Below are 21138 nucleotides of genomic sequence, written 5' to 3' on the forward strand. Positions count from 1 at the left end.
TCCCAAAACCGAACTAGAACGGTCAGAAAGCAAGAATCAACATCAGCTAGTGAGAAGTTCGCCCCGGGGAGGGCGGACTTTCTTTCCGGCCGGTTCACGGTCGATCTTTTTGTCCTGTCGCATCAAATTTTGTGGAACTCACCGGCTCAGAGACGGTGTTAAAGTGAGTCGCACCCCGAGGTCCGCCGCATAGATCTCCGACGACCGAGCCAGACAGCGAGCGCGAGTAGACCGGCAGCGATCGCGGGCCAAACGTCCGTGCTGGCGTACAAATTCCCCGCTGGGGGAGTCCATCCGCTGAACGGGAAGAGATACGGCGGTGCGACGCCGTCGGCGCGGATCACGAACAGATCCAGAAACAGGTGCCCCACGCCGCCCAACACGAGCATTGCGAACGCGACGCAGCGGTCGGATTGTCGAATCGTCATCGTGCCGATCCCCGCGAGCATAAGCACGCCGCCGATGGTGTGTATCCCCCAGAACGAGTATGCAATCCCGAACGCGCTCCCGTCCACGACGCCGAAAAGCACCGCGGCTTTCATCACATCGGGCATCACGGCCCCGACGGCCGCGAGCGGCAGAAACCGATCCGGAACGGCGGTGTGACGGACGGCGACCGCGCCCACGGCGTACGCGAGTAAGACGTGAGTGAGTAGATCGGGCATCACTCATCCTCCCGTGGGACGAACTGCCAGTCGGCGGTGTCGACGCGCCAGCGCCGCAGAAACAGACCGGCAGCCAGCGACGCGCCGACGACGGACACCGCGTACATATATCTGATATCGCCCGACGACTGCGTGTGCGAGGCGACAGTGTCCATTCGTCGATCCGGTAAGAGCGTTCCGTAGAGCTGTACGGTGTCTCCTTCCGCGACTGCGTCGGGCGGCGGGGACGTCACTGTGAGGTATAGCCCGTCCGTCTCGACGACGACCCGGCCGTTGTCAGTCCCGACGACTTCGGCCCAGAGATGGACGCGTTCACCGACGTATGACGCGTACTCGTCGTCGATACCCTCCGCGTCGGGATAGGCGTCGGAGCCGGCGAACGCGACACCGAACCCGACGACGAGCGCCACCAAGAGAACACAGAGCACGAAGAGTCCGAAGAGCCGACGCACGGTCCTACGTCGTTGCCTCTCGGTATGTACCTTTTCGTTGTGCCCCCATCAGACCGCATCAGAGGGGATGGCGACCCGCCGGGGTCGAACGCCTTTAGTAGCGTTTGCAAGTCTTTACACACTCGACCGCACGACGGCGTGCGGTCGGATGTGCAATCAGTTGCAAACGCTACTATAATAACAACTCTGCACGCGGCACAAACGTTAATTAACCGATCTGTGTACGTTCCGAAACCGCGAATGGACCGCTCCGACGTCTTCGGTCGGCCGCTCGTCAACCGGCCCAATAGCGGGGCGTGGGCCGTGATGGCGTTCGCGATTCTGTGGGGATACGGCGCTTACGACCGAAACTTCAACCCGGAGTGGACCGGACTGGGCTGGAACCCGGGATCCGACGTCGGCGCGAACATCCGCACGTACCGGTACGCGGCGAGACTGGCCAGAGACGGGCAGTCATTCTACGGGGTCGCCCCGCCGGGACTCGGCGACTGGGCGGTCTACCTCTACCCGCCGGTGACGGTCTCCGTCTACTACCCGTTCATCGCGCTGGAGTGGCTGACCGGGTACTGGGTCATCGTCGCGCTCAACGCGCTCGCCGGCGTGGTTGCGGCCGCGGCGATCGTCCGCTTCATCGACCGTGAGAACCGCCGCCTCGGTTGGATCGATGTCGTGCTGATCGTGGGACTGTTGCTCGTCTCGCCGTTCACGTTCGGTACGATATACTACGGAAACATCAATCTGCTCGTCGCGTTGGCCTTCGTCGCCGGGTTTCTGTGGCTGGAAGACGATAGACCGGCGCTGGCCGGCGCGGCGTTCGGGCTTGCGGCGCTGTTCAAATTGTTCCCCGCGCTGGTCGGCGCTTGGCTGCTCCGGCGCGGGCGCTGGCGATCAATCGCGAGCGCGACAGCCGTCGGGATCGGCGGCTTGCTCGCCGGCGTGCTCCTCTACGGGGTGGAACCCACAGTCACGTTCTTCTCGGAGGTGGTCCCGAATCGCGCGGAGACCGCGAACTTCGTCGGCGGCTACCCCGCCGACGGCACGTTCTACGTGTCGGTACAGCGCCCGCTCTCGAACGTCCTCTGGGGCGTCTATCCGAACGCGCCGCCGGAACTGTTGATGCCGCTCGCGCTCGTCGTCGCTGCCGGTGTCCTCTACGTGTTTTACCGGAACGTGACGACCCTTCAGGAGCGGTTGATCTCGATCTTCGCGACGATGGTCGTCACGGTCACGCTGTTCCCGGCGCTCCAGTGGTATCTCGTCCTCTTGTTCTTCCCGATGGTCCCGCTGTGGTACGTTTGGGAGGGCCCGGGACGGGACCTCTTTCTCGCCGGCGGAGCCGTGATGTTCGTCAACGAGCGACCCGGTGCGTTGGTCGATGCGGCTCGGGACCTCGGCGTCCCGTCTGTGCTCGAGTTCCTCTTGGTCAACGTCGCTTCGTTCGCGACGGTCCCGCTGTACGGGGTCGCGACGATGCTCCTCGCCTGTTCGATGGCGACGTACGGCCTCGGGATCGATGGAGTCATCGAGAAACTGCGTGCTGCGTCTTCGAGACACTGAGCGCCGTCTGCAGCGGCGAACCCAGCGTAAGCGATTGGGAACGTGAGGAATCGGGTACGGTCCGTCGACGACTACCGAGATATAACCCGTCGACGACTACTGAGGTATGATCCCTCGACGATTATCGATAGAGTGGTTCGCGACGGCCGCCGACGATTTATGAAGGCGCGGACCGCACCGCTCGACGATGCCGACAGTGTACGCCACCGCGCCCCGAGACGTCGCCGCCGACCTCGCCTCGTTCCTCGTCGACGAACGGCTCGCGGCGTGCGTCAACGTCGTCGACTGCGAGTCGTTCTACCGCTGGGACGGACAGGTGCACGCCGGAGAAGAGGAAGCCGTCCTGTTCGCGAAAACGACGGACGAGCGCTATCCCGAACTGAAATCCCGGCTCGAAGCCGAACATCCGGACGACGTGCCCTGTATCGAGCGCTTCGACGAGGCCGACGTGCTCGACTCCTACGCCGGGTGGGTCGCCGACGAAGTCCCGTGAGAAAGCGAACGTGGCCCGACACACTGATTCCACCCCGTGTCTACCGGCTCGCGAGTCGGGGCGCGGTGACCGAGCCGCACGGCCACGGTGCGTTACCCGAGCCTTTTCTACGCGCCTCGCGAGTGTGTCGGTATGTCTGCACCAACAACCGAACTCCCCTTCGTTACTGAACAGGAAATTCGGTTTCGCGACCTCGACGCGCTCGGGCACGTGAACAACGTCGTGTACGCGACCTACTGCGAGCAGAGTCGCGTCCGGTTCTTCGAGGAGGTGCTCGACCGGCGAGCGACGGACATCGGCATCGTCGTGGCGCACCTCGAACTCGATTACCGGACCCCGATCGACGGGACCGGGACGGTCAGGGTGACGATGGACGTATCTGACGTCGGTGACTCGTCCTTCGAGTTCGAGTACGAGATCAGCTTCGAGGGCGAGATCGCCGCCACCGGCTCGTCAGTGCAGGTCGCAGTCGACGAGGAGAACGGTTCGCCGGCACCGATTCCACAGGCGTGGCGAACAGTGCTCACTGGTGAACACTGAGCGGGACGCTCATCACGCTGCACACAACCTCATCACGCTGCACACGACCCCTCACTCCCTGTATCCGTCCGCTCCCGGCGAATGGTTCTCCAGCCCGAAGACTCAACGCAATAGCGAACCAACAGATCAGGGATGACACGAGTAGCCATCGTCGGCGGCGGACCCGCCGGCCTCTCAGCCGCCCTGTTCGCCGCCAAGAACGGTCTCGACGCGCTCGTCTTCGACACGGACGAGACGTGGATGCACAAGGCACACCTGTTCAACTACCCGGGTATCGGCTCGCTCGACGGCAGCGCGTATATGCAGACCGCGCGCCAGCAGGCTGACGACTTCGGCGCGGAACGGCACCAAGACGCCGAGGTGACCGACGTCGAGGCGACCGGTGACGGATTCACCGTTTCGACCGAGGGCGACACGCACGACGCCGAGTACGTCGTACTCGCGACCGGCGCGAGCCGAGACGCCGCGGAATCGCTCGGCTGCGACTTCACCGACGACGGCGTCGTCGACGTCGACGTCACGATGGAGACGAGCGTCGAGAACGCCTACGCGACCGGTGGGATGGTCCGCGCCGAGGAGTGGCAGGCGGTCATCTCCGCCGGCGACGGCGCCGCCGCGGCCCTGAACATCCTGACGAAGGAGAAGGGCGACCACTACCACGACTTCGATACGCCGTCGACCGCCGAAGACGTGTTCGGCGGCCTCCGCGACGAGGTCTGAGGCACTCGCTTCGACAGTTTCGTTCTCCCGCATCCGCGCTATTGATCACCCGACCGGGACGCGCCATCGACCGCCCGACCGGGACACGCCATCGACCGCCGGCGGCCTCGAGCGACCTATTCGAGGAGTTCCTTCGTCTTCCGGTGGCGCGCGCGAAACATCGGCTCGAACCCGACGAGGGCGAGTGGGGAGGCGCGTCTGCCCACCGCACCGCCGGGCAGTTCGTATGCGACCTCGTCTTCGAGTATCGTCTCCTCGCCGTCGGCGAGAAAGCGGTGGGTGTGCTCCCACTCGGCGAACGGTCCGCCCCGCATCCCGTCGCGGAAGAACGCCCGCTCCTCGTCGGCCTCGCGCTCGAGGATCACCGAGGTCCACCGCTGACGTGGCCCGACACCGAACGGTCGCATCGACAGCCGAATCTCCGCTCCCGCCTCCAGAACTTCGGGATCGGACTCACCGTCGGGGCCGGTGACGGATTCGACGCGGAGGTTCATCCACGAGGGCGTCAGCGCCTCCAACCCGGATACGCGAGAGTGGAAGTCCCAGACCTCCTCGAGCGGTGCAGCGACGCGCGTCAGCCGCGAGTAGGTCGCCATACGAGGGGCGTTCGGCCCGACGAGACAAAAGCGACGTGGCGGCCGGTGGACGGCACCCAAGAGCCGTTGACCTCGACGCAGTCGACGTGCAACGCCCTCCGTCACAGCCGAACGCTCCGTCACAGCCGAGCATTCATATACGAACACGCGGCCACCACCGGTGTGATTTGAGAACGGCCCCGCGTCGAGTTGCGATTGTTCGGCACGCCGACGCGGGAATGCACAGCGAGTCGTCGGGGAGCAACACGCAACGAGGCAGCGAGTCCGGCGCCCGGCGTTCTATAGTAGCGTTTGCACCCGAGTACGCATCCGATCGCACGACAGCACCGATCGAGTGCCTGAAGACGTGCAAACGCTCCGAGAACTCCTGCTGTGTCGACGTGCGTGTGCCGACTGTTCGCCAGCCGTCAGAAGTCCCGCCGCGAATGAACGGGTCAGCGGCTAGAGCGTGAACCGCGTCACGCTCGTCCCGGCGACCCGGAGGTCCTCGTCTGTGGCGGCGGCGACGACGATCTGGTTCTCGCCGTGTTCGATGTCGAACGACGCCTCGAAGGAGCCTTCCTCGGGCTCGATCACCCCTGTTTCCGAAGGCGTCTGCACAGCGACGACGACGCCGTCGGTCCGCCCGGAGACGACCAGTTCATCGCCCATAAACCGCGTGCTGACCTGCAGCCGCGGGCCGTCGGGTCGTTCGCCCTCGAGATAGCGCTCACGCAGGACCGACGGCGTTTCGACCGGACGCCCGGCGTCGATGCCGTGCGCGAGTCGAACGAACTGGGCCATCGACCACGCGAGCGGCGTCGCCGCGCCCGTGCCCTCGCCGAACGCCCAGTTGTACTCGGTGCTGTGCTCGCGGTCCCAGACCTGCTCTGCGAGCATCCGCCCGGAGTTGGCGAACCCGGCCATCGTCTCCAGCAGCCGCCGCGGGGCGAGCTCCCCGGAACCGGTCCCGTAGCTGAGCTCGTACTCGCCGCGCTCACCCGTGAATATCGGCCAGAGGCGTCCTTTCCCCTTGGACTCGATCGACCACGGCGCGCCCTCCTCGTCGCGCTGCCGCTCGCCGTAGCCGTCGCCGTTGTACCGGTAGAACGCCGGTCCATGCGGCGTGTCGACGCGGATCGTCTCGTCGACCTCTCGCACGGAGTTGCGGATCACTTCGTCGTCTGCGGGCTTGATCCCCAGTCGGGTGAGCTCCAGAAAGCCGGCGTCGATGATCTCGCGCTCGTCCAGCGTCGGGCCGTTGTTCGCGAGCGTCCGCAGGTGTCCGGCGTCCGGGTCGCCGTCGCGCGTGACTCTGACGTAGTATGGCGTGTGCGTGTGGCGGTCGGTGCCCGTCTGCGTCGCCGTCCACTCCTCGACGCTGTCGGCCCAGTCGTCCGCGAGCGCCTGCCAGATGAGCGCGTTCGCGTCGTGGCCCTCCTCGATCGCGATGTCGGCCGCGCAGGTGAGCCCGGCGATCTCGGCGGCGATCGACGACGGCGAGTAACCGGCCTCCTCCTCCCAGCGCTCTTGGGCCGTCGGCGGCCCGTTGCGGGCGACGTAATCGGCCGAGCGCTCGACGTTGACGTAGTCGTACTCGACGTCCGCGAAGTCGACGCCGTGGTCGCGGAGCATCCACGCCATCACCTGCGGGAACGAGATGTTGTCCATCTGCTCGCCGCCCCACCGCGTCCGACCGTTCAGATAGGTGTTCTGCGGGATGAACCCTCGGTCGTCCTGCTGGTACTGGTAGATGTACTCCAGCGCCTGCACGCCGGTGTCGACGTCTCCGGCCGCCTCGAAGGCCGTGAACACCTGATAGAGGTCTCGCGACCAGACGAAGTTGTAGCCGTAGCCGCGCGGCTCCTCGGCCGTGACGGCTTCCCCCCAGGGAACCGAGGGCGAGGCGATCCCCGCGCCGAGGAACGTCTTGTCCTCGACGGCGCGGAGGCTCATCAGACAGGTCTTGTACTGCGCCCTGAGCGTCTCGTCGTCGAGCACCGACGCGGGGAGCTCCTTGTCCGCGAGGAACTCATCCCACGTGTGGAGATAGCCCCGCTTGACGGCCTCGTACCCGCGGCTGAGCGCGCCCGCGGCCTCGCCCAGTGCGGCCGCCGTGTCGGCGTTCTCGGCGAACCCGAGCGCCAGCGTCTCCGAGACCCGTTCGCCGGTGCCGAACCGGCCGACGAGCACGACGTTCTCGTTGTCGACGCTCCGCTCGGGCACCGGGGTCGTACCCTCCGAGAACAGGTCGCTCAGATACGTCGAGCCCGCCACGCCGACCGTCGCCCACTCGAAGCGGTTCACCGCGGTCATCGCCGTCGCGACGCTGTATTCGGTCCCGTCCTCGTCGATCAACAGGGGGTCGGCAGAGCCCTCTTGGTCGTAGGCGCTCGTGTCACGGGCGACGAGGTGGTAGCCTCCCGACTCGCCGAGTCGGATCGCGCGGTCGGTCGAGCCGGTGTTCGTGAGCGCCATATCCGCGACCGCGTACACCTCGTACTCGTTGCCGTCGCGGGCCTCGAAGTCGACGTCGACGAGCAGTGCGTCGTGCTCTGGATCGACGACGTACTCGGCGGTCAGCGTCCACGCGTGTCCTCTCCCGTCGCCGGTCTCTTCGACGACGTGCCGGAACAACAGCGCGTCTTCGTCGACGATTTCGGCCCGACGGTCGATGGTGTCGGCGTGATCGTCCCGGCGCGTCTCGTTGTGCGTCCGGGCGGTGTAGGTCGTCTCCGCCTCGGCGTCGACGACGAGCAGATCCAGCGTGCGGAGGTTCATCAGGTCGACGCGGGGAAAGCGGACCTCCGTCAGCGCGCCCTCGGTCAGCGTGAACCACACTCTGGAGGGGTCCGGGGCGCCGTGGTCGGCTACCGTCCCGACCCCGTACTTCTCGCCGGTCGTCCAGCGCGGCCGGGCCGCCGGTCCCGACGGCGCGGGCTTCGGCGCCGGGAGCGCGTCGCGAGCGGCCAGCGCGCCGGTCGCGTGGAGCCGCATCGCGTGCGACCACGCCAGCGGGGCCGCGCTGTCGAGCGTCCCGTCGTCGAAGACCTGCTCTGCGAGATAGCCCGCGTCGGTGCAGAACGGTCCGTCGAGTCGCAGGAGCTCGTACAGCTCCGTCGCCCGATCGAGAAACTCCGCGGCGGCGTCGGATTCGCCGTGTTTCTCGAGGAGCGTCGAAAGCGCCGCGGCGGCGTTTGCCCCCCAAACGGTCGAGACCGACCACAGCTTCTCGTCGTCCTGCTCGGCGTTCCGCCAGTAATCGCCCTCGTATCGAACGAGTCCGGCGACAGTCGTCTCATCCGGTCCAGCGTCCGAAGAAGTTCGATACAGATCGTCAAGCGCCGTCCGCAGATGCGTCTCCAAGCGCCGAAGATCGCGCGCGGGGAGGCCGTCGGATCTCCCGTGCGCGTCGAGCCGGCACAGCGTGTCGTACGCGGCGAACGCCTCGACGAGTGCGAACGATCCCGAATCCAGACGCGAGTCTCGCGACTCGTCCAGCAGCCGGAGCGCGTAGACCTCGTACTCGTCGTCCCAGAACCGGTCGAGGCCCTCGAAAACCGCGTCTGCTTGTTCGGCGGCGTGAGCCGACAGCTCGGGATCGACGGTCACCCTCGCCACCGTCGCGTACGCCTGCAGGAACGCGGCCGCGGTGTGGACGAACCGGCCGACCATATCCTCCCAGAGGTTCTGACACGGCTCCGGGGTCCCGTCTGCGCCCAGCGAGTCGTCCAGCGCGTCGACGCCGTCGCGGACCGACGTTTCGATCCGCGATCGGAGGTCGGAGGCGAGGTCGTCGCCGCGGGCGTCGAGCAGCGTCGCGAGATAGGTGACGACGCTCGCTGTCTGGTCGGCCTGGTACTCCGGCGCGTCGGAGTCTTCGATTCGCGCGTTCGCCCACCCGGGCGCGAGCGACCCGTCGACGGCCCACACGCGGTGGGGCCACGAGCCGTCGTCGAGTTGCGTGTCACAGAAGAACGATGCGAGCGTCGCCAGCCGCGGCGTCACGTCGAGATCCAGCAGCTCGTCGCTCCGCAGGAGATACCGCGCGCTCTCGGCCTCGTCACGGAACCACGTGTAGCCGTAGCCCCCCGAGTGCGTGAAGAAGGGGTCGAACTCGGGCCCGGCGATGTGGGCCCCCGAGGGCGCAGTCAGGAGCGACAGGGCGCGAAGATCGGCGCGAACGGTCTGTTGCCGCGGAACGTGCTCGGGGACGGAGACCCCCGCGCGCGCTCTCGCTGCAGCGCGGATCTCGTCCGCGCTCGTATGCGAGAGCGCGCACTCCCGGAGGTCGGCCAGCGCGGCCTCCCGATCGACCTCGCGGTGATCCGAGAGCTGTGTGACCAGCGTCGATTGCATCCCCCGTCCCTCCCGGTCGAGCGGCGCGGAGACGACGATGTCGCCGCTGAGGTGCGTGTCCTCGTACCGCTCCAGCACGGCCTCGCGCGGGAACTCGAACGCCTCCGCGGAGAGCATCTCCTCGAACCGCTCGGGGATCTGTGCGCGGACGTCGTCGAGGCCGGTCGAGGCGGTGACGTAGTCGTGTTCGTTTCGGTGGAACACCTCGACCGCCTGCGTGCCGTCCGGGCCGCCGGTCTCGTGGATCAGGCGACCGACCTGCGTTTCGCGGCCCTCCGGTGCGAGCGTCAGAAACGCGGTCAGATGCGCGTTCGTCGGAATCGCCCCTCGGAGCTCGACGTGCGTGACGTGCGCCCGCCCGAGCGTGAGGTCGTACTGGTGGACTGTGTAGGCCCCCGCGTTGTACTCCGTCTCGACGAGGCTCGTCTCTCGGTAGTAGTGCTGTCGCACCTGCTCGAGCTCGTCGAACCAGCGTATCTCGCCGTCGGCCTCGATGGCGAACCGCGAGCGGTCGATACCGTACAGTCCAGAAAGTGCCGCAGAGTAATCGCGCAGTCCTCCCGAGCCCCCCACGTGGACCAGCCGATCCCCGTGCCCCGAAAACGCGCCGTCGGTAGTGGGCAACTCCCCCGGAAATCGCCCCTCGCGGTCGCGTTTGTACTCGTTCAGGACGGTCCGAAGTCTCATACACACGGACCAGCGCGCTCGCGACATAAGTATTGGCGGGTACGGCGCCGAGCGCGCCGCCGACGAGTGCGGCGCGCCCGGAGTCTATGGCGAATGCGGCGCGCTCGGACTCGCCAGCGAGATCGTCGCGCTCGGAGTGTCTGGCGAGTGCGTCGCGATCGGAACCGAGGGGGGAGAGTGTCACGACCGGTGCCGCCGGACTGCCTCGCCGCCCCTCGTCGAGGGCAAAGACAAAGGCCTGACGCGTCGTTGCAACGCGTATGCATCACCCTGGGCCCCCTCGGTTCATGGCGGTCGGCGAGTCGATCCAACTCGCCCCGCGCGACCCCGACCCGGAGGCGACCTACCGGTGGCGGATCCGGAGCGCCCCGGTATCGAGCGCCGCTGACCCGCCAGACGACGAACCGGTCATCGACTTCGCACCCGACGCTGCCGGCACCTACGAGCTCGAACTCGACGCGCCCGAACGGACCCACACGCTCACCGTCCGAGTCTTTCCGGGAGCGCGACGCCCGACCGGCCCCGGGACCGGATCGAGCGGCGAAAGCGGCGCGAGCGGGCCATCCGGGGAATCGACGACTCCGAGCGGCCAGAGCGGCGAGGCAGCCCGTTCCGGCTCCGGAGCGGGCGCCGGCGGCGGCCGCGGCCGCGGCAGACCGCGGCTGCAGCTCTACGGAAGCGTCGAGGGCGACGAACTCGTCGTCCGCGCCGATCCGCAGCCCCACCCCGAGAGCGGCACCGACCGCGACGACGTCGCCGTCGAGTTCCTCGTCGACGACCGCGACGACGTCGACGAGTCGGCGGTCGTCGTCGCCGGGCGAGAGCTTCGCATTCCGATCGCGGCCGTCGGCGACCGCGTCCGCGTCCACGGCGTCGCGGTCGGCGACGCCTACAGCGTCCCCGATACGATCGAGTTCTCCCGCGAGATCGTCGTCGACGGCGGGGACGGCGTCACGCTCCGACCGGACGGCGGATGTTCGTCCGCCGCCCGTCCCGACGGCGACGCGGCGTCCGACGCCGAGGAGGCGTCGTTCACCGTGATCAGACCCAACGACCCGCCGGCGTGGGCGCTCGACGTCACGCTCTATGAGATCTACGTCCGCGGTTTCGCCGGTGAGGACGGCTCCGGAAGCGAGTCGGCGAGCGGCGAGGTTCCAGAATCGGTGTTCGCGGCCATCGAAGACCGACTCGACTACCTCGATGACCTCGGCGTCGACTGCCTGTGGCTGACGCCGGTCTTGGAAAACGACCACGCGCCGCACGGCTACAACATCACCGACTTCTTCAGCATCGCCGACGACCTCGGCACCCGCGGGGACTACGAGCGGTTCGTCGAGGCCGCTCACGACCGCGGAATGAAGGTCCTCTTCGACCTCGTGTTGAACCACTCCGCGCGCGATCACCCGTTCTTTCGGGACGCCTACGGGAACCCCGACTCGGCGTACTACGACTGGTACGACTGGCGGGACGACGGCGAACCGGAGACGTACTTCGAGTGGGAGTACATCGCCAACTGGAACTTCGAGAACCTCGCGGTCCGGCGGCACCTCCTCGACGCCGTCGACACGTGGGCCGAGATCGCCGACGGCTTCCGCTGCGACATGGCGTGGGCCGTCCCCGACACGTTCTGGCAGGAGCTCCGCGAGCGGGTGAAAGCCCGCGACCCCGACTTTCTCCTCCTCGACGAGACCATCCCGTACATCGCGGACTTCCACGACGGGATGTTCGACATGCACTTCGACACGACGCTGTACTTCACGCTGCGGCAGGTCGGTCGCGGCGACGCGGCCGCCGCCGAGATCCTCGACGCCGTCGAGCAACGCGCCGAAGTCGGCTTCCCGCCGCACGCGGCGTTCATGCTCTACATCGAGAACCACGACGAGACGCGGTACGTCGTCGAGTGCGGCGACGACGCCGCGATGGCCGCCGCGGGCGCCCTCGTCACGCTCCCGGGCGTGCCGATGCTCTACGGCGGGCAGGAACTCGGCCAGCGCGGCCGCCGAGACGCGCTCGCGTGGGACCACGCGCGGGAGTCGTTCCACCGGCACTACGATCGCCTGCTCGACCTCCGCGAGGAGATTCCCGCGCTCGGGCCGGCGGGGGAGTTCTCCCGCGTCGACTACGAGGCGAGCACCGACCGCGCGGTCGCGTTTCTCCGCGAACTCGACGGCCACGCCTACTGCTGCGTCCTGAACTTCGGGGAACCGCCGGCGACTGTGACCCTCCCAGAGCGCGTCGTCGACCCGACGGATTACGTCTCCGGTGACCCCCTCGCCACCGCCGGCGGCCTCGAAGTCGACGACGTCGCCGTCTTCCGCGTCGAGTGATGACTGTCCTGTCCCCGTCCGCAACCCACAGATACGAGTTACCCCGGTTCCTACGGGCACACAGTGACCGAGACGTACGTCTGCCCGCACTGCGGGCGAACCGAAGAACGGCCCTACCGGGTCCGGCTCATCATCCTGACCTGTCTGGACTGCGGTGAGAACGGGCGGTTCCTCCACGAGTCGATCGTGAACCGTCTCGAGGAGGTTCCGGAGGCCGAACGTCCCGAGGAGTGGGGCGAGATGCCACTGGACGAGCGACTGGGGTACGCGATCCGCGAGGGGCTCTTGGACGTGAGTTTCACGGGCGCGATCTGACCGACCGGCGCCGCCCCGCCCCGGGTGTCCGACGGGGTCTGCGGTCCGATCGTCACACCGGATGTGGCCCGCGTTCGCTCGTCACGCCGCGACGCGGGCGTCCGTCTCGACCGACACGCCGTCGACGTAGTCGCCGTCGGGACCGACCCACGTCCCTTCGGTACCGCACTCGGTGGTCAGCCGACAGACGCGCGTCTCGGGCGGCCAGACGACCCGGACGTCGGCGCTCGCGTCCGCGCCACCCGTCGCGACCCCACCCGCTTCGACGTCACCCGCCGCGGCGTCACCTCCGGGGGTGGCATCGACAGTCACCTCCTGTCTGTACGTGACGCTCGCGCCGCCGACACCCACGAACGTCACGACGAGATCGACCTCGCCGCCGCCGGCGGCGAGCGGGACTGCGCCGTCCGATTCACCCCCCTCGAACCGGAGGTTCTCCGCCCCGGCCGTCTCCGGACCGATGGTCCACTCGACAGATACCGTCCCGTTCGTTCGCGCGCTGTCGGGGACGGCGTAGCGCGCGTATCCCTCGGGCGTCTCGATGCGGACGCTCGCGCTCGCCGCCTCTGCGGGCACGCCAACGGACGTCCGTGCGCTGACCGACTCGCCGTCGAGGACGCGGAGCCGCTGGACCGTCGGGTTCACGGGCGTGACCGCACCCGTCCACGCCCCGCGATAGGTGAATCGGTAGGGCGTCCGGTTCGTCGCCGCCAACACGGCGAGGTCGCGGTCGGGAGCGCCGTCGGTCGCGTAGACGACGTCGCCGTCGTAGCCGGGGTCGTATCGGAGGTACTGGAACGGGTGGGCCTGCCAGTCGCCGTACGGGTCCGGCGTGAAGACCAGCGCGTCCTCGAAGTCCCGCTCCTCGAACGGTTCGTAGGTCGCCGCGAGGCTCTCGGTCCGGCGCTCGTTCGCGGCGAGCGGACCCTCGACGGCGGCCATCTGCGCGGAGGCGACGACCGGCGCGGAGGCGACGAGCGCGACGAGGACGACGAGTCGGGCACGGCGGCGCGTGGTGACCCCTCGGAGCAGGGACCCGGCCCCCCGGACTAAGAACGCGACGCCAGCGGCGGTGAAGATCGCCACCGGGACGAGCGCGTCGAAGTGGTAGAACGGCCCGAGGAGGTCGATGAGGCCGTTTCGGAGGCCGTTGTGCGTCCCCCAGAAGTACGCCTCGCCGAGGAACACCGACGGGACCACCGCGAGCACGACGGCGGCGACCTCGCCGTCGCGCATCCCAGCGGCGGGGGCGAACCACCGCCGCTCGGCCCGTCGGCGTCGGCGGCGGAACCGCCACTCCCGGAACCGGCGGCGCTCGCGCCAGCCGGCCGCGACCGCGCCGACGACCGCGAGCGCGGCCCCGATCCGCCCGGCGGCGACCCACTCGGTGAAGAAGTACTCCGTCACCTCCGTCGTCACCTCGGCGGCCAGCGCCGGCGTGTACGCCCGCTCGTAGTTGAGGATCTCCCGCGTGCCGAAGCCGATCCCGTCGTTCGGCGCGAAGGCGGCGTAGGGGAACACCAGCGGATCGCCCGTGACGACCGCGTTGTACGCGAGCGTCACGCCGACGAAGGCCGCCCCGGGAACCGCGATGGCGAGCGATCGGACGAGTACGCCGCGGTGCCGCGGCCGCCAGTCGCGGAGCCGCAGATCCCACCCCGAACGCCGCCACGAGACGCCGAGCGAGACGAGCGTGTGGCCGATGAACGGCAGCGCGAACAGGACGGCCGTGTACGGGCGGGAGAAGAACGCCGCGCCGATCGCCACGCCGGCGGCGACGCCCCAGCGGACCCGACTCGCGCGCCCGCTCGACCCCTCGCTTCTGCGTCCTCTTTCGCCGTCGCTCTCGCGCTCGCCGTCGTCGCTCGCCCGCGCCGCGCGGACGTAGGCGACCGCGAAGGCGACGTTCAGAAGCGTCGTCGGCGCGTAGGAGAGGAACGTCGCGGAGGTGAGAAGAAACAGCGGCGCGCTGGCGAGCGCGGGCACCGCAAGGAGACCGACGCGCCGGTCGAACGCCGCCGCCCCGAGCGCGTAGACGCCGGCGGCGATGCCGGCGGCGATCAGCGCGGGCGCGAGGTTCCAGTCGCCGAGCGCTCGCCCGACGGCGAACATCGCCGGCGCGACCGGCGAGTACTTGCCGTACATCCGGACAGCCCCGCTTTCGCCGCCTCCCTCGACGACGAAGAACCACGGTCGAACCGCCTCCCACGGGATGGCACCGGGTCTGAGAAACAGCCGGCCCTCCAACAGCATCGCCGCCTGATAGAGGTAGACCCCCTCGTCGTCGTTGACTGAGTGGTACGGAAAGAGGTCGGCAGCGAGGACGTAGATCAGCGCCCCGACGCCGAGAACGAGCGCGGCGGCGACGACGCGCTCGGGATGCTCCCGGGCCCCACTGTGGACTCGTGACGGCACCCGGCCCGTGCCGCTCCGGATCCGCGACGGAACGCGGCCTGCGCCGGCGACGGCGGAGCGAGCGCCGTCGCGCGCGCGGTCGCTCACCGATCGGAGCCGACCGACGAGAACCGCGGGGAATCGCCGCGACACGGCTCAGTCGCCGTACCGCGAGTCGTCTTCGGGACGCTGTTCGCGCGGGAACCACGCGAGCTCGTGGTCGGCGTCGAGTTCGAGGCCGACCGGACCCTCCTCGGGGATGTCCTCGTCGTGGTTGTGCATACACTGGATCGACTCGCCGGTGTCGAGTTCGACCTCGTAGAGGAACGTCGGGCCCAGATAGCGCCGCGCGACGACGCGACCGCACTCGGCGATATCGTCCACGTTCTCCTCGGTGAGGCGACGGACGCTGACGTCGTCGGGGCGGACGAGCAGGTCGATCCGGGTGTGGTCGTACTCCGGCGCGAGCCCGTGGATCTGCGATCGGGGCACGGTCCCGAGGTCCGTCTCGACGACCTCGCCGGTGACGTAGCCGGGAACGAAGCTCGCGTAGCCGAGGAACGCCGCGACGAAGCGGGACTTGGGATGCTGGAAGACGCTCTCCGGATCGCCCACCTGTTCGATCGTCCCGTCGTTCATCACGGCGACGCGGTCGGAGATCGAGAGCGCCTCCTCCTGGTCGTGGGTGACGGAGATGGCCGTCACGCCGGTCTCTTTGATGATGCGTCGGACCTCTTGGCGCATCTCGACGCGGAGGTCGACGTCGAGGTTCGAGAACGGTTCGTCGAGCAGGAGGATCTCGGGCTCGGGGGCCAGCGACCGCGCGAGCGCGACCCGCTGTTGCTGGCCGCCGGAGAGCTGGTCGGGGTAGCTGTCGCCCTGTGCCGACAGGTCGACCAGATCGAGCAGCTCGTCGACGCGTCGGTCGATCTCCTCGTCCGGACGGCCCTTCAGGCCGAAGGCGACGTTCTCCCGGGCGGTGAGGTGCGGAAAGAGCGCGAACTCTTGGAAGACGACGCCGACGCCGCGCTCCTCGGGCGGGACGAACGTCGACCCCGACACCGAGCGACCGTTCAGGCGGACCGAGCCGCCGTCCGGTCGTTCGAGGCCGGCGACGAGCCGCAGCGTCGTCGTCTTCCCGCAGCCGGAGGGGCCGAGAAGCGTCAGGATCTCGCCCTCCCGGACCGACAGCGACAGCCCCTTGACGACGGTTTCGGTGCCGTAGGACTTCCGAAGCCCGTCGAGTTCGAGGACCACGTCGCTGCCGTCGACCGCGGCGTCGCTGTCGCCGCCCCCGCTGTCGGCGGCGACGGCCGTCTCGGCGGCGGTGTCCGCGCCGCCTTCGAGCGTTCCTTCCGCGTCCGACTCCACCGTCGCGCGTGTGCTATTTGACATCGTATCCCTCCTGTCTGAGAATCACGAGCATCGAGAGCCCCGAGACGAAAAGCAAGACCAGTGCCGGCACCGCAGCCTGTCCGAAGTAGCCCGATTCATACGCTGTCCAGATGTGTGTGACGAGCGTGGTAAAACCCGACGGTCGCAAAAGCAGCGTCGCGGGCAGCTCCTTCATCGTCGTCAGGAACACGAGCGCCGCGCCGCCGAAGAGCCCCGGCGCGACGAGCGGGAGCGTCACGTACCGGAACGCACCGACAGACGTCTGCCCGAGCGTGCGCGCGGCCTCCGGCAGCGACGGGTCGACCGAGAGGAACGACGCGCGGAGCGACCCGACTGACTGGGGCAGAAACCGGATCACGTACGCGAAGACGAGCAGGTACAGCGTCTGATAGATCGGCGTCGCGTACTGGCTCCCGAAGAAGACGAGCGCCAGACCGAGGACGACGCCGGGGACGGCGTAGCCGACGTACGTGATCCGCTCGAACGCCGTCGGCAGAAGACCGCTGTGGCGGGCTGAGAGATACGCGACCGGGAGGCCGGCGACGACGGCGACGGCCGCGGCCGCGGCGGAGACGGTCACCGAGTTGAGCGCGTAAGACCACTGAAACGCCAGCGACTGGTTCACCGACGCCGAGGCGGTGCCGAGCCACGAGACGAGGATCAAAAGCGGCACGACGAGCGCGAGTCCCGCCACCGCCGCCGCGAAGGCCGCGGCAGGGTACCTCCACCGGCCGAGCGAGACGAGCGCGCGCGAGCGTCCCCCGGCGGAGGTCCGCTCGGCGCCGCGGACGCGCGACTCCAGCCAGAGAATGAAGAGCGTCACCGCCACCAGCTGCAGCGACAGCAGCGTCGCGGTGTCGCGGCCGAAGGTACCGAACTCGACGAAGATGACGCGTGTGAACACGTCGTAGCGCATGATCGACGGCGTCCCGAAGTCCGCGAGGACGTACAGCCCCGAGAGCAGCGCGCCGGCGGCGACGGCGGGGCGGATCTGCGGGAACGTCACCCGTCGGAACGTCTCCCAGCGGTCGTGTCTGAGCGTCCGCGCGGCGTCGACGAGCGTCGTGTCCATCGACTTCAGCGACGCCCGCGAGGTGATGTAGACGTACGGGTACGTATACAGCGCGAGGATCAGAACCGTCCCCTCGAGCCCGTATATCTCGGGGATGCGCTCGATGCCGACCGGCGCGAGGAGGCGCTGGAAGTCGCCCTGCGGACCGAACGCCGAGACGAACGCGAAGGCGCCGACGTAGCTCGGGATGACGAGCGGCAGCGAGACCGCGATCGTAAAGAAGCGGCGGAACGGCAGGTCGGTCCGGACCGTGAGGTACGCGAGCGGGACGCCGATGAGCACGCACGCGGCGGTCGTCAGCGCGACGAGCAGGGCGCTGTTGACGAACACCTGCACTGTCTTCGGACGGGTGAGAAGCGCCAGCGCCTCGGCGGGGCCGACCGCCAGTCCGGTCCGGACCAGCCACAGCAGCGGGATGACCACGGCGGCGGCGACCGCCGCCGCGGCGACCGAGAGCCCGAGCGGGAGCTGCGTCTCCCCGTTCGGCTCGTCGTCCGCCGTGGTTCGGTGTTCCGTGGCCATCGTGAGGTCCGCCGTGGGACGTGGACCTCGGGATCAGAGGACGCCGGTCTCCCGGAGGAGATCGATCGTGCCCTCGAGGTCCGACAGTTGTGAGAGGTCTATATCCTCCGGCGGGTTCAACTCATCGATCCTCGGGAGTTCCCCGATCGGCTCCACCTCGGGTACGAGCGGGTACTCGAACGTCGTTCGAGCGAAGTAGTCCTGCGCCTCCGCCGAGAGGAGGTGGCGGACGAAGTTCGACGCGAGCGTGTCGTCCTCGGCGGTGTCGAGAACGCACGCGCCGGCGACGTTGAACACCGCGCCGGCGTCGTTCCGCGTGAACGCCGTCGCCAGCGGCGTGCCCTCGCCGCGGCGGGCGAGCACGCGCTGGATGTAGTAGTGGTTCGTCAGGCCGGCGGCGATCTCGCCGTCGGCGACCGCGCGGGCGATCTGGAACTCGTCGCCGTACTGGCTCACCCCGAGCTCCTGCATCCCCGCCAGCCACTCGCGGGTCGCGTCATCGCCTTCGAGAATCCGCATCGCCGTGACGAACGCCTGGAAGGACGAGTACGTCGGAGCCCAGCCGAGCTGTCCCTCGAACGCGTCCGTCTCCGGGAACGCCATAATGTCCTCGGGGATGTCCGAGGCCGAGAACGTGTCCGTATTGTACGGGACCGAGCGGGCGCGCCCGGAGGTCCCGATCCACGCGCCGTCGGGCGCGCGGAAGCTCTCGGGGACGAACTCCAAGACCTCCTGCGGGAGCGTCTGGGTCCGGCCGCCCTCGGCGAGCCGACCGAGCGCCCCGGCGTTGACGGAGTAGAACACGTCGGCGGGGCTGTTGTCTCCCTCGATCTCGATCTGATTGACGAGCTCGGCCGCGGAGTTGTACTGCGGACGGACGGTGAAGTTCGGATACCGGTCCTCGATGAATCCGATGAGCTCCCCGACGAGCGCCTCGCCCCGCCCCGAGTACAGCGTCAGTTCGCCCTCGAGATCGGGCATCTCAGACATCGGGACGCCGGTGAGTTCGCGATCGCCGAAGGGCGCGGACCCCGAGCCGATCTGCTCTGAGCCGTCGCCGTTACCCGCCGTTCCGTCGTCCGTCTCCGTCCCGTTCCCGTCGGCTCCCGGCGTGTTACAGCCGGCGACGCCGACGACGCCCGCGACGGTCGCCGCCCGGAGGAAGCGCCGCCGCGTTCGTGGCGCTCCGTGTTGTTCGCGCATAGTTAATTTAGGTCGCCCTAAAACGTATATACTTTCCGATACCGTTCAGTCGTCGGCGGCGACGACGCGGTCGGGAGCGGGGCCTTTTCCGCCCGCCTCGTTCAGCGCTGCTAAGCAGTCCAGCCAGTCCAGCCAGTAGGCGCCGCAGTGATTCAGGAACGCGCCGTTGTTCCACTCCGAGAAGTCCCCGTCGGCGAGCGCGTGCGCCATCTCGTCTGCGGCCTCCCACCACGTGTCGGCGTCGTCGCCGACGGCGTCGACGACCTCCCAGACGTGCTCGTTGAGTTCGAGCCCCGGCACCTCGTTGTTCAGGTCGTCGAACGTCGGCCGCGGGGCCTTGTTGTGCTCACAGAGCGGGTAGCCGTTGACGACTTCCTTGCCCAGCAGGTCGGCGGCGCGCTTGAGAAACACGCCCGACCAGATGTCGTCGAAGCGGCCGACCTCCCACTCGTTGTCGTCCATCGGGAGCTGATAGAACGCGGGGATCACCTCGCGCTCGAACGCGAGGTTCATCGAGCAGACGGTGAGGTACTGCCCGGGCTCGGCGACGAAGTCGCCCTCGAAGTCGTCCCTCTCGGTCCGCGTCTGCGCCTGCCCCTGCAGGTCACCGTCCATCAGGATGCGGACGGCGTCGAGGTCGGGGACGTTCGTCCACAGCCCCTGCGAGGCGACGACGTCCGTGAGTTCCCGACGGCCGGTCTCGACCGCTTCGTCCATCGCGGAGTAGGGGTAGCCGCGGGGGTAGAGCCCGTGCTCGTCGGCGCGCTGATAGAGGACGTTCACCCAGCGCTCCTCGGAGGCGACTGACTCGACCTCGTCGGTCCGGTCGAGGTTCGCCAAATGGCGCCCGAAGAAGTCCCACTCGTCGTGCGGCAGCGTGTCGTCGTCGATGAACACGCCGCGCTCGAAGCGCGGGTGCGCCCACAGATAGAGGAGCCCGAAGCTGGTCTGGGCGTGCGACGCCGCCGGGATCAGGTGCGAGAAGTCCGAGAGCCCCCGCTCTTCGAACCACGCCTCGCGTCGGGACCCGTCGTAAACCGCGCCGTCGACGCCCTCGTCTTCCAGCATCCGCTCCATCGCCCCGACGTCGCAGAAGTCCTCCGTGACGAGGAGGACGAACAGCCGGTCGAGGTCGAAGCCGTGCTCGCGGGCGTTCTCGAAGTACTCCCGCATACACTCGTACTCGCGGATCGTCGGCACCACGACGCAGACGTCTTGCTTCATTACTCCCCGCTATTTAGGCCGGCCTAAAAGTACTGTCGGTTCGGGGTCGCCCCCACCGTCGTCTCCACCCCAGCGAAACCACGCCGCTCTTCCCGCTGACAGTCCTCGACTCGCTCGTGAGACGAACGGACACAGTGGCAGACGTCGCCGTCGGCGTCCGCGCAGGTCTCCTGCTCTCGCTCGCGGCCGCCGTCGCGTGGCTCTCGGGAGCGCCGGCAGTCTTCCCGAGCCTCGGGCCCACGGCGTTCGTCCTCTCGACCGCCCGGAGCGGCCCGTCCGGGCGGGTCGTCGTCGGAGGCCACGCAATCGGCGTCGCGGCCGGGCTCGCGTCCTATGTCGCCATTTCCGCAGTCGTCCCCGTCCCCGACTCACCGCTGGTGTTCGACCCGCCGTGGCTGGCGCTGAGCGCGGTTCTCGCCGTAACGCTCACGACGACGGGGATGCGCCATACCGATCTGGTTCACCCGCCGGCGTGTGCGACCACGCTCATCGTCTCGCTGGGGTTGCTCTCGCCGGTCCAGTCGGTGGTCGTCGTGCTTCCCGCTGTGGTCTCGCTCTTAGTGGTCGATCGGGCCCTCACGGGGCGACTGCGACGGTGAGCGACGACTGCGACAGTGAGCGACGACTGCGACGCGGAT

At 68.4% G+C, this 21138-nt stretch carries 16 protein-coding genes; 7 read left to right on the forward strand and 9 right to left on the reverse strand.

All coding sequences use genetic code 11. The features are described 5' to 3' along the window. Window positions 1–158: 158 nt before the first annotated feature. Both ACT3HL_RS13795 and ACT3HL_RS13800 read right to left on the reverse strand, forming a co-directional pair. Window positions 159–665, reverse strand: a complete 507-nt coding sequence (locus ACT3HL_RS13795; RefSeq protein ID WP_445087353.1) for a hypothetical protein — start codon at window positions 663–665, stop codon at window positions 159–161. Beyond that, on the reverse strand, window positions 665–1117 hold the full coding sequence (locus ACT3HL_RS13800; protein ID WP_445087354.1) for a hypothetical protein: 453 nt from the start codon (window positions 1115–1117) through the stop codon (window positions 665–667). The genes ACT3HL_RS13795 and ACT3HL_RS13800 overlap by 1 nt, the downstream gene beginning before the upstream one ends. Window positions 1118–1357: 240 nt before the next feature. Here ACT3HL_RS13800 and ACT3HL_RS13805 point away from each other — a divergent pair, with 240 nt between their 5' ends. The 4 genes from ACT3HL_RS13805 to ACT3HL_RS13820 all read left to right on the forward strand — a co-directional run bounded on the left by ACT3HL_RS13805 (window position 1358) and on the right by ACT3HL_RS13820 (window position 4427). Beyond that, a complete protein-coding gene (locus ACT3HL_RS13805) occupies window positions 1358–2674 on the forward strand; it encodes a glycosyltransferase 87 family protein (protein ID WP_445087355.1) in 1317 nt (438 codons plus the stop codon). Between the two features lie 187 nt (window positions 2675–2861). Continuing rightward, the gene (gene cutA / locus ACT3HL_RS13810; protein ID WP_445087356.1) at window positions 2862–3167 is read left to right on the forward strand and encodes a divalent cation tolerance protein CutA; all 306 of its coding nucleotides are present in this window, start codon (window positions 2862–2864) and stop codon (window positions 3165–3167) included. A gap of 132 nt (window positions 3168–3299) precedes the next feature. Next, complete coding sequence (locus ACT3HL_RS13815) at window positions 3300–3707, forward strand: thioesterase family protein (RefSeq protein WP_445087357.1); 408 nt, start codon at window positions 3300–3302, stop codon at window positions 3705–3707. Between the two features lie 132 nt (window positions 3708–3839). Further along, window positions 3840–4427 (forward strand): FAD-dependent oxidoreductase, encoded by a 588-nt coding sequence (locus tag ACT3HL_RS13820; protein ID WP_445087358.1) that lies wholly within the window; start codon window positions 3840–3842, stop codon window positions 4425–4427. 116 nt (window positions 4428–4543) lie between these two features. On the opposite strand, the gene ACT3HL_RS13825 is transcribed toward ACT3HL_RS13820, so the two are convergent. Next, window positions 4544–5023: an SRPBCC family protein gene (locus ACT3HL_RS13825; protein ID WP_445087359.1), complete on the reverse strand. Its 480-nt coding sequence runs from the start codon at window positions 5021–5023 to the stop codon at window positions 4544–4546. A gap of 441 nt (window positions 5024–5464) precedes the next feature. Beyond that, a complete protein-coding gene (locus tag ACT3HL_RS13830) occupies window positions 5465–10048 on the reverse strand; it encodes a glycoside hydrolase family 15 protein (protein ID WP_445087360.1) in 4584 nt (1527 codons plus the stop codon). Between the two features lie 260 nt (window positions 10049–10308). On the opposite strand from ACT3HL_RS13830, the gene malA reads away from it, so the two are divergent. Then, window positions 10309–12375 carry an alpha-amylase MalA gene (gene malA, locus ACT3HL_RS13835; protein WP_445087361.1) on the forward strand — a complete coding sequence of 689 codons (2067 nt, stop codon included), beginning with the start codon at window positions 10309–10311 and terminating at the stop codon, window positions 12373–12375. 63 nt (window positions 12376–12438) lie between these two features. After that, window positions 12439–12690 (forward strand): hypothetical protein, encoded by a 252-nt coding sequence (locus ACT3HL_RS13840; RefSeq protein ID WP_445087362.1) that lies wholly within the window; start codon window positions 12439–12441, stop codon window positions 12688–12690. Between the two features lie 81 nt (window positions 12691–12771). On the opposite strand, the gene ACT3HL_RS13845 is transcribed toward ACT3HL_RS13840, so the two are convergent. From ACT3HL_RS13845 to ACT3HL_RS13865, 5 genes are all read right to left on the reverse strand, one after another. Further along, entirely contained in the window at window positions 12772–15105 is a 2334-nt protein-coding gene (locus ACT3HL_RS13845) for a DUF7846 domain-containing protein (protein WP_445087466.1), read from the reverse strand. 135 nt (window positions 15106–15240) lie between these two features. Continuing rightward, the gene (locus ACT3HL_RS13850) at window positions 15241–16479 is read right to left on the reverse strand and encodes an ATP-binding cassette domain-containing protein (protein WP_445087363.1); all 1239 of its coding nucleotides are present in this window, start codon (window positions 16477–16479) and stop codon (window positions 15241–15243) included. Continuing rightward, window positions 16469–18073: an ABC transporter permease subunit gene (locus ACT3HL_RS13855; RefSeq protein ID WP_445087364.1), complete on the reverse strand. Its 1605-nt coding sequence runs from the start codon at window positions 18071–18073 to the stop codon at window positions 16469–16471. Before ACT3HL_RS13855 ends, ACT3HL_RS13850 begins: the two co-directional genes overlap by 11 nt. A gap of 33 nt (window positions 18074–18106) precedes the next feature. Then, a complete protein-coding gene (locus ACT3HL_RS13860; protein ID WP_445087365.1) occupies window positions 18107–19276 on the reverse strand; it encodes an extracellular solute-binding protein in 1170 nt (389 codons plus the stop codon). 45 nt (window positions 19277–19321) lie between these two features. Beyond that, the gene (locus ACT3HL_RS13865) at window positions 19322–20500 is read right to left on the reverse strand and encodes an alpha-1 4-glucan-protein synthase (protein WP_445087366.1); all 1179 of its coding nucleotides are present in this window, start codon (window positions 20498–20500) and stop codon (window positions 19322–19324) included. Window positions 20501–20616: 116 nt separating this feature from the next. Between ACT3HL_RS13865 and ACT3HL_RS13870 the strand changes: the two genes are divergently transcribed. Continuing rightward, window positions 20617–21099, forward strand: coding sequence for an HPP family protein (locus ACT3HL_RS13870; protein WP_445087367.1), 483 nt, complete (start codon window positions 20617–20619; stop codon window positions 21097–21099). Window positions 21100–21138 lie beyond the last annotated feature (39 nt).

The sequence above is a fragment of the Halobellus sp. GM3 genome (assembly GCF_052545375.1).

Coding starts and splice junctions, on each gene's coding strand:
- ACT3HL_RS13795 (WP_445087353.1), bottom strand. CDS start 665: ATGCCCGATCTACTCACTCACGTCTTACTCGCGTACGCCGTGGGCGCG.
- ACT3HL_RS13805 (WP_445087355.1), top strand. CDS start 1,358: ATGGACCGCTCCGACGTCTTCGGTCGGCCGCTCGTCAACCGGCCCAAT.
- cutA (WP_445087356.1), top strand. CDS start 2,862: ATGCCGACAGTGTACGCCACCGCGCCCCGAGACGTCGCCGCCGACCTC.
- ACT3HL_RS13815 (WP_445087357.1), top strand. CDS start 3,300: ATGTCTGCACCAACAACCGAACTCCCCTTCGTTACTGAACAGGAAATT.
- ACT3HL_RS13820 (WP_445087358.1), top strand. CDS start 3,840: ATGACACGAGTAGCCATCGTCGGCGGCGGACCCGCCGGCCTCTCAGCC.
- ACT3HL_RS13825 (WP_445087359.1), bottom strand. CDS start 5,023: ATGGCGACCTACTCGCGGCTGACGCGCGTCGCTGCACCGCTCGAGGAG.
- ACT3HL_RS13830 (WP_445087360.1), bottom strand. CDS start 10,048: ATGAGACTTCGGACCGTCCTGAACGAGTACAAACGCGACCGCGAGGGG.
- malA (WP_445087361.1), top strand. CDS start 10,309: ATGCATCACCCTGGGCCCCCTCGGTTCATGGCGGTCGGCGAGTCGATC.
- ACT3HL_RS13850 (WP_445087363.1), bottom strand. CDS start 16,479: ATGTCAAATAGCACACGCGCGACGGTGGAGTCGGACGCGGAAGGAACG.
- ACT3HL_RS13855 (WP_445087364.1), bottom strand. CDS start 18,073: ATGGCCACGGAACACCGAACCACGGCGGACGACGAGCCGAACGGGGAG.
- ACT3HL_RS13860 (WP_445087365.1), bottom strand. CDS start 19,276: ATGCGCGAACAACACGGAGCGCCACGAACGCGGCGGCGCTTCCTCCGG.
- ACT3HL_RS13865 (WP_445087366.1), bottom strand. CDS start 20,500: ATGAAGCAAGACGTCTGCGTCGTGGTGCCGACGATCCGCGAGTACGAG.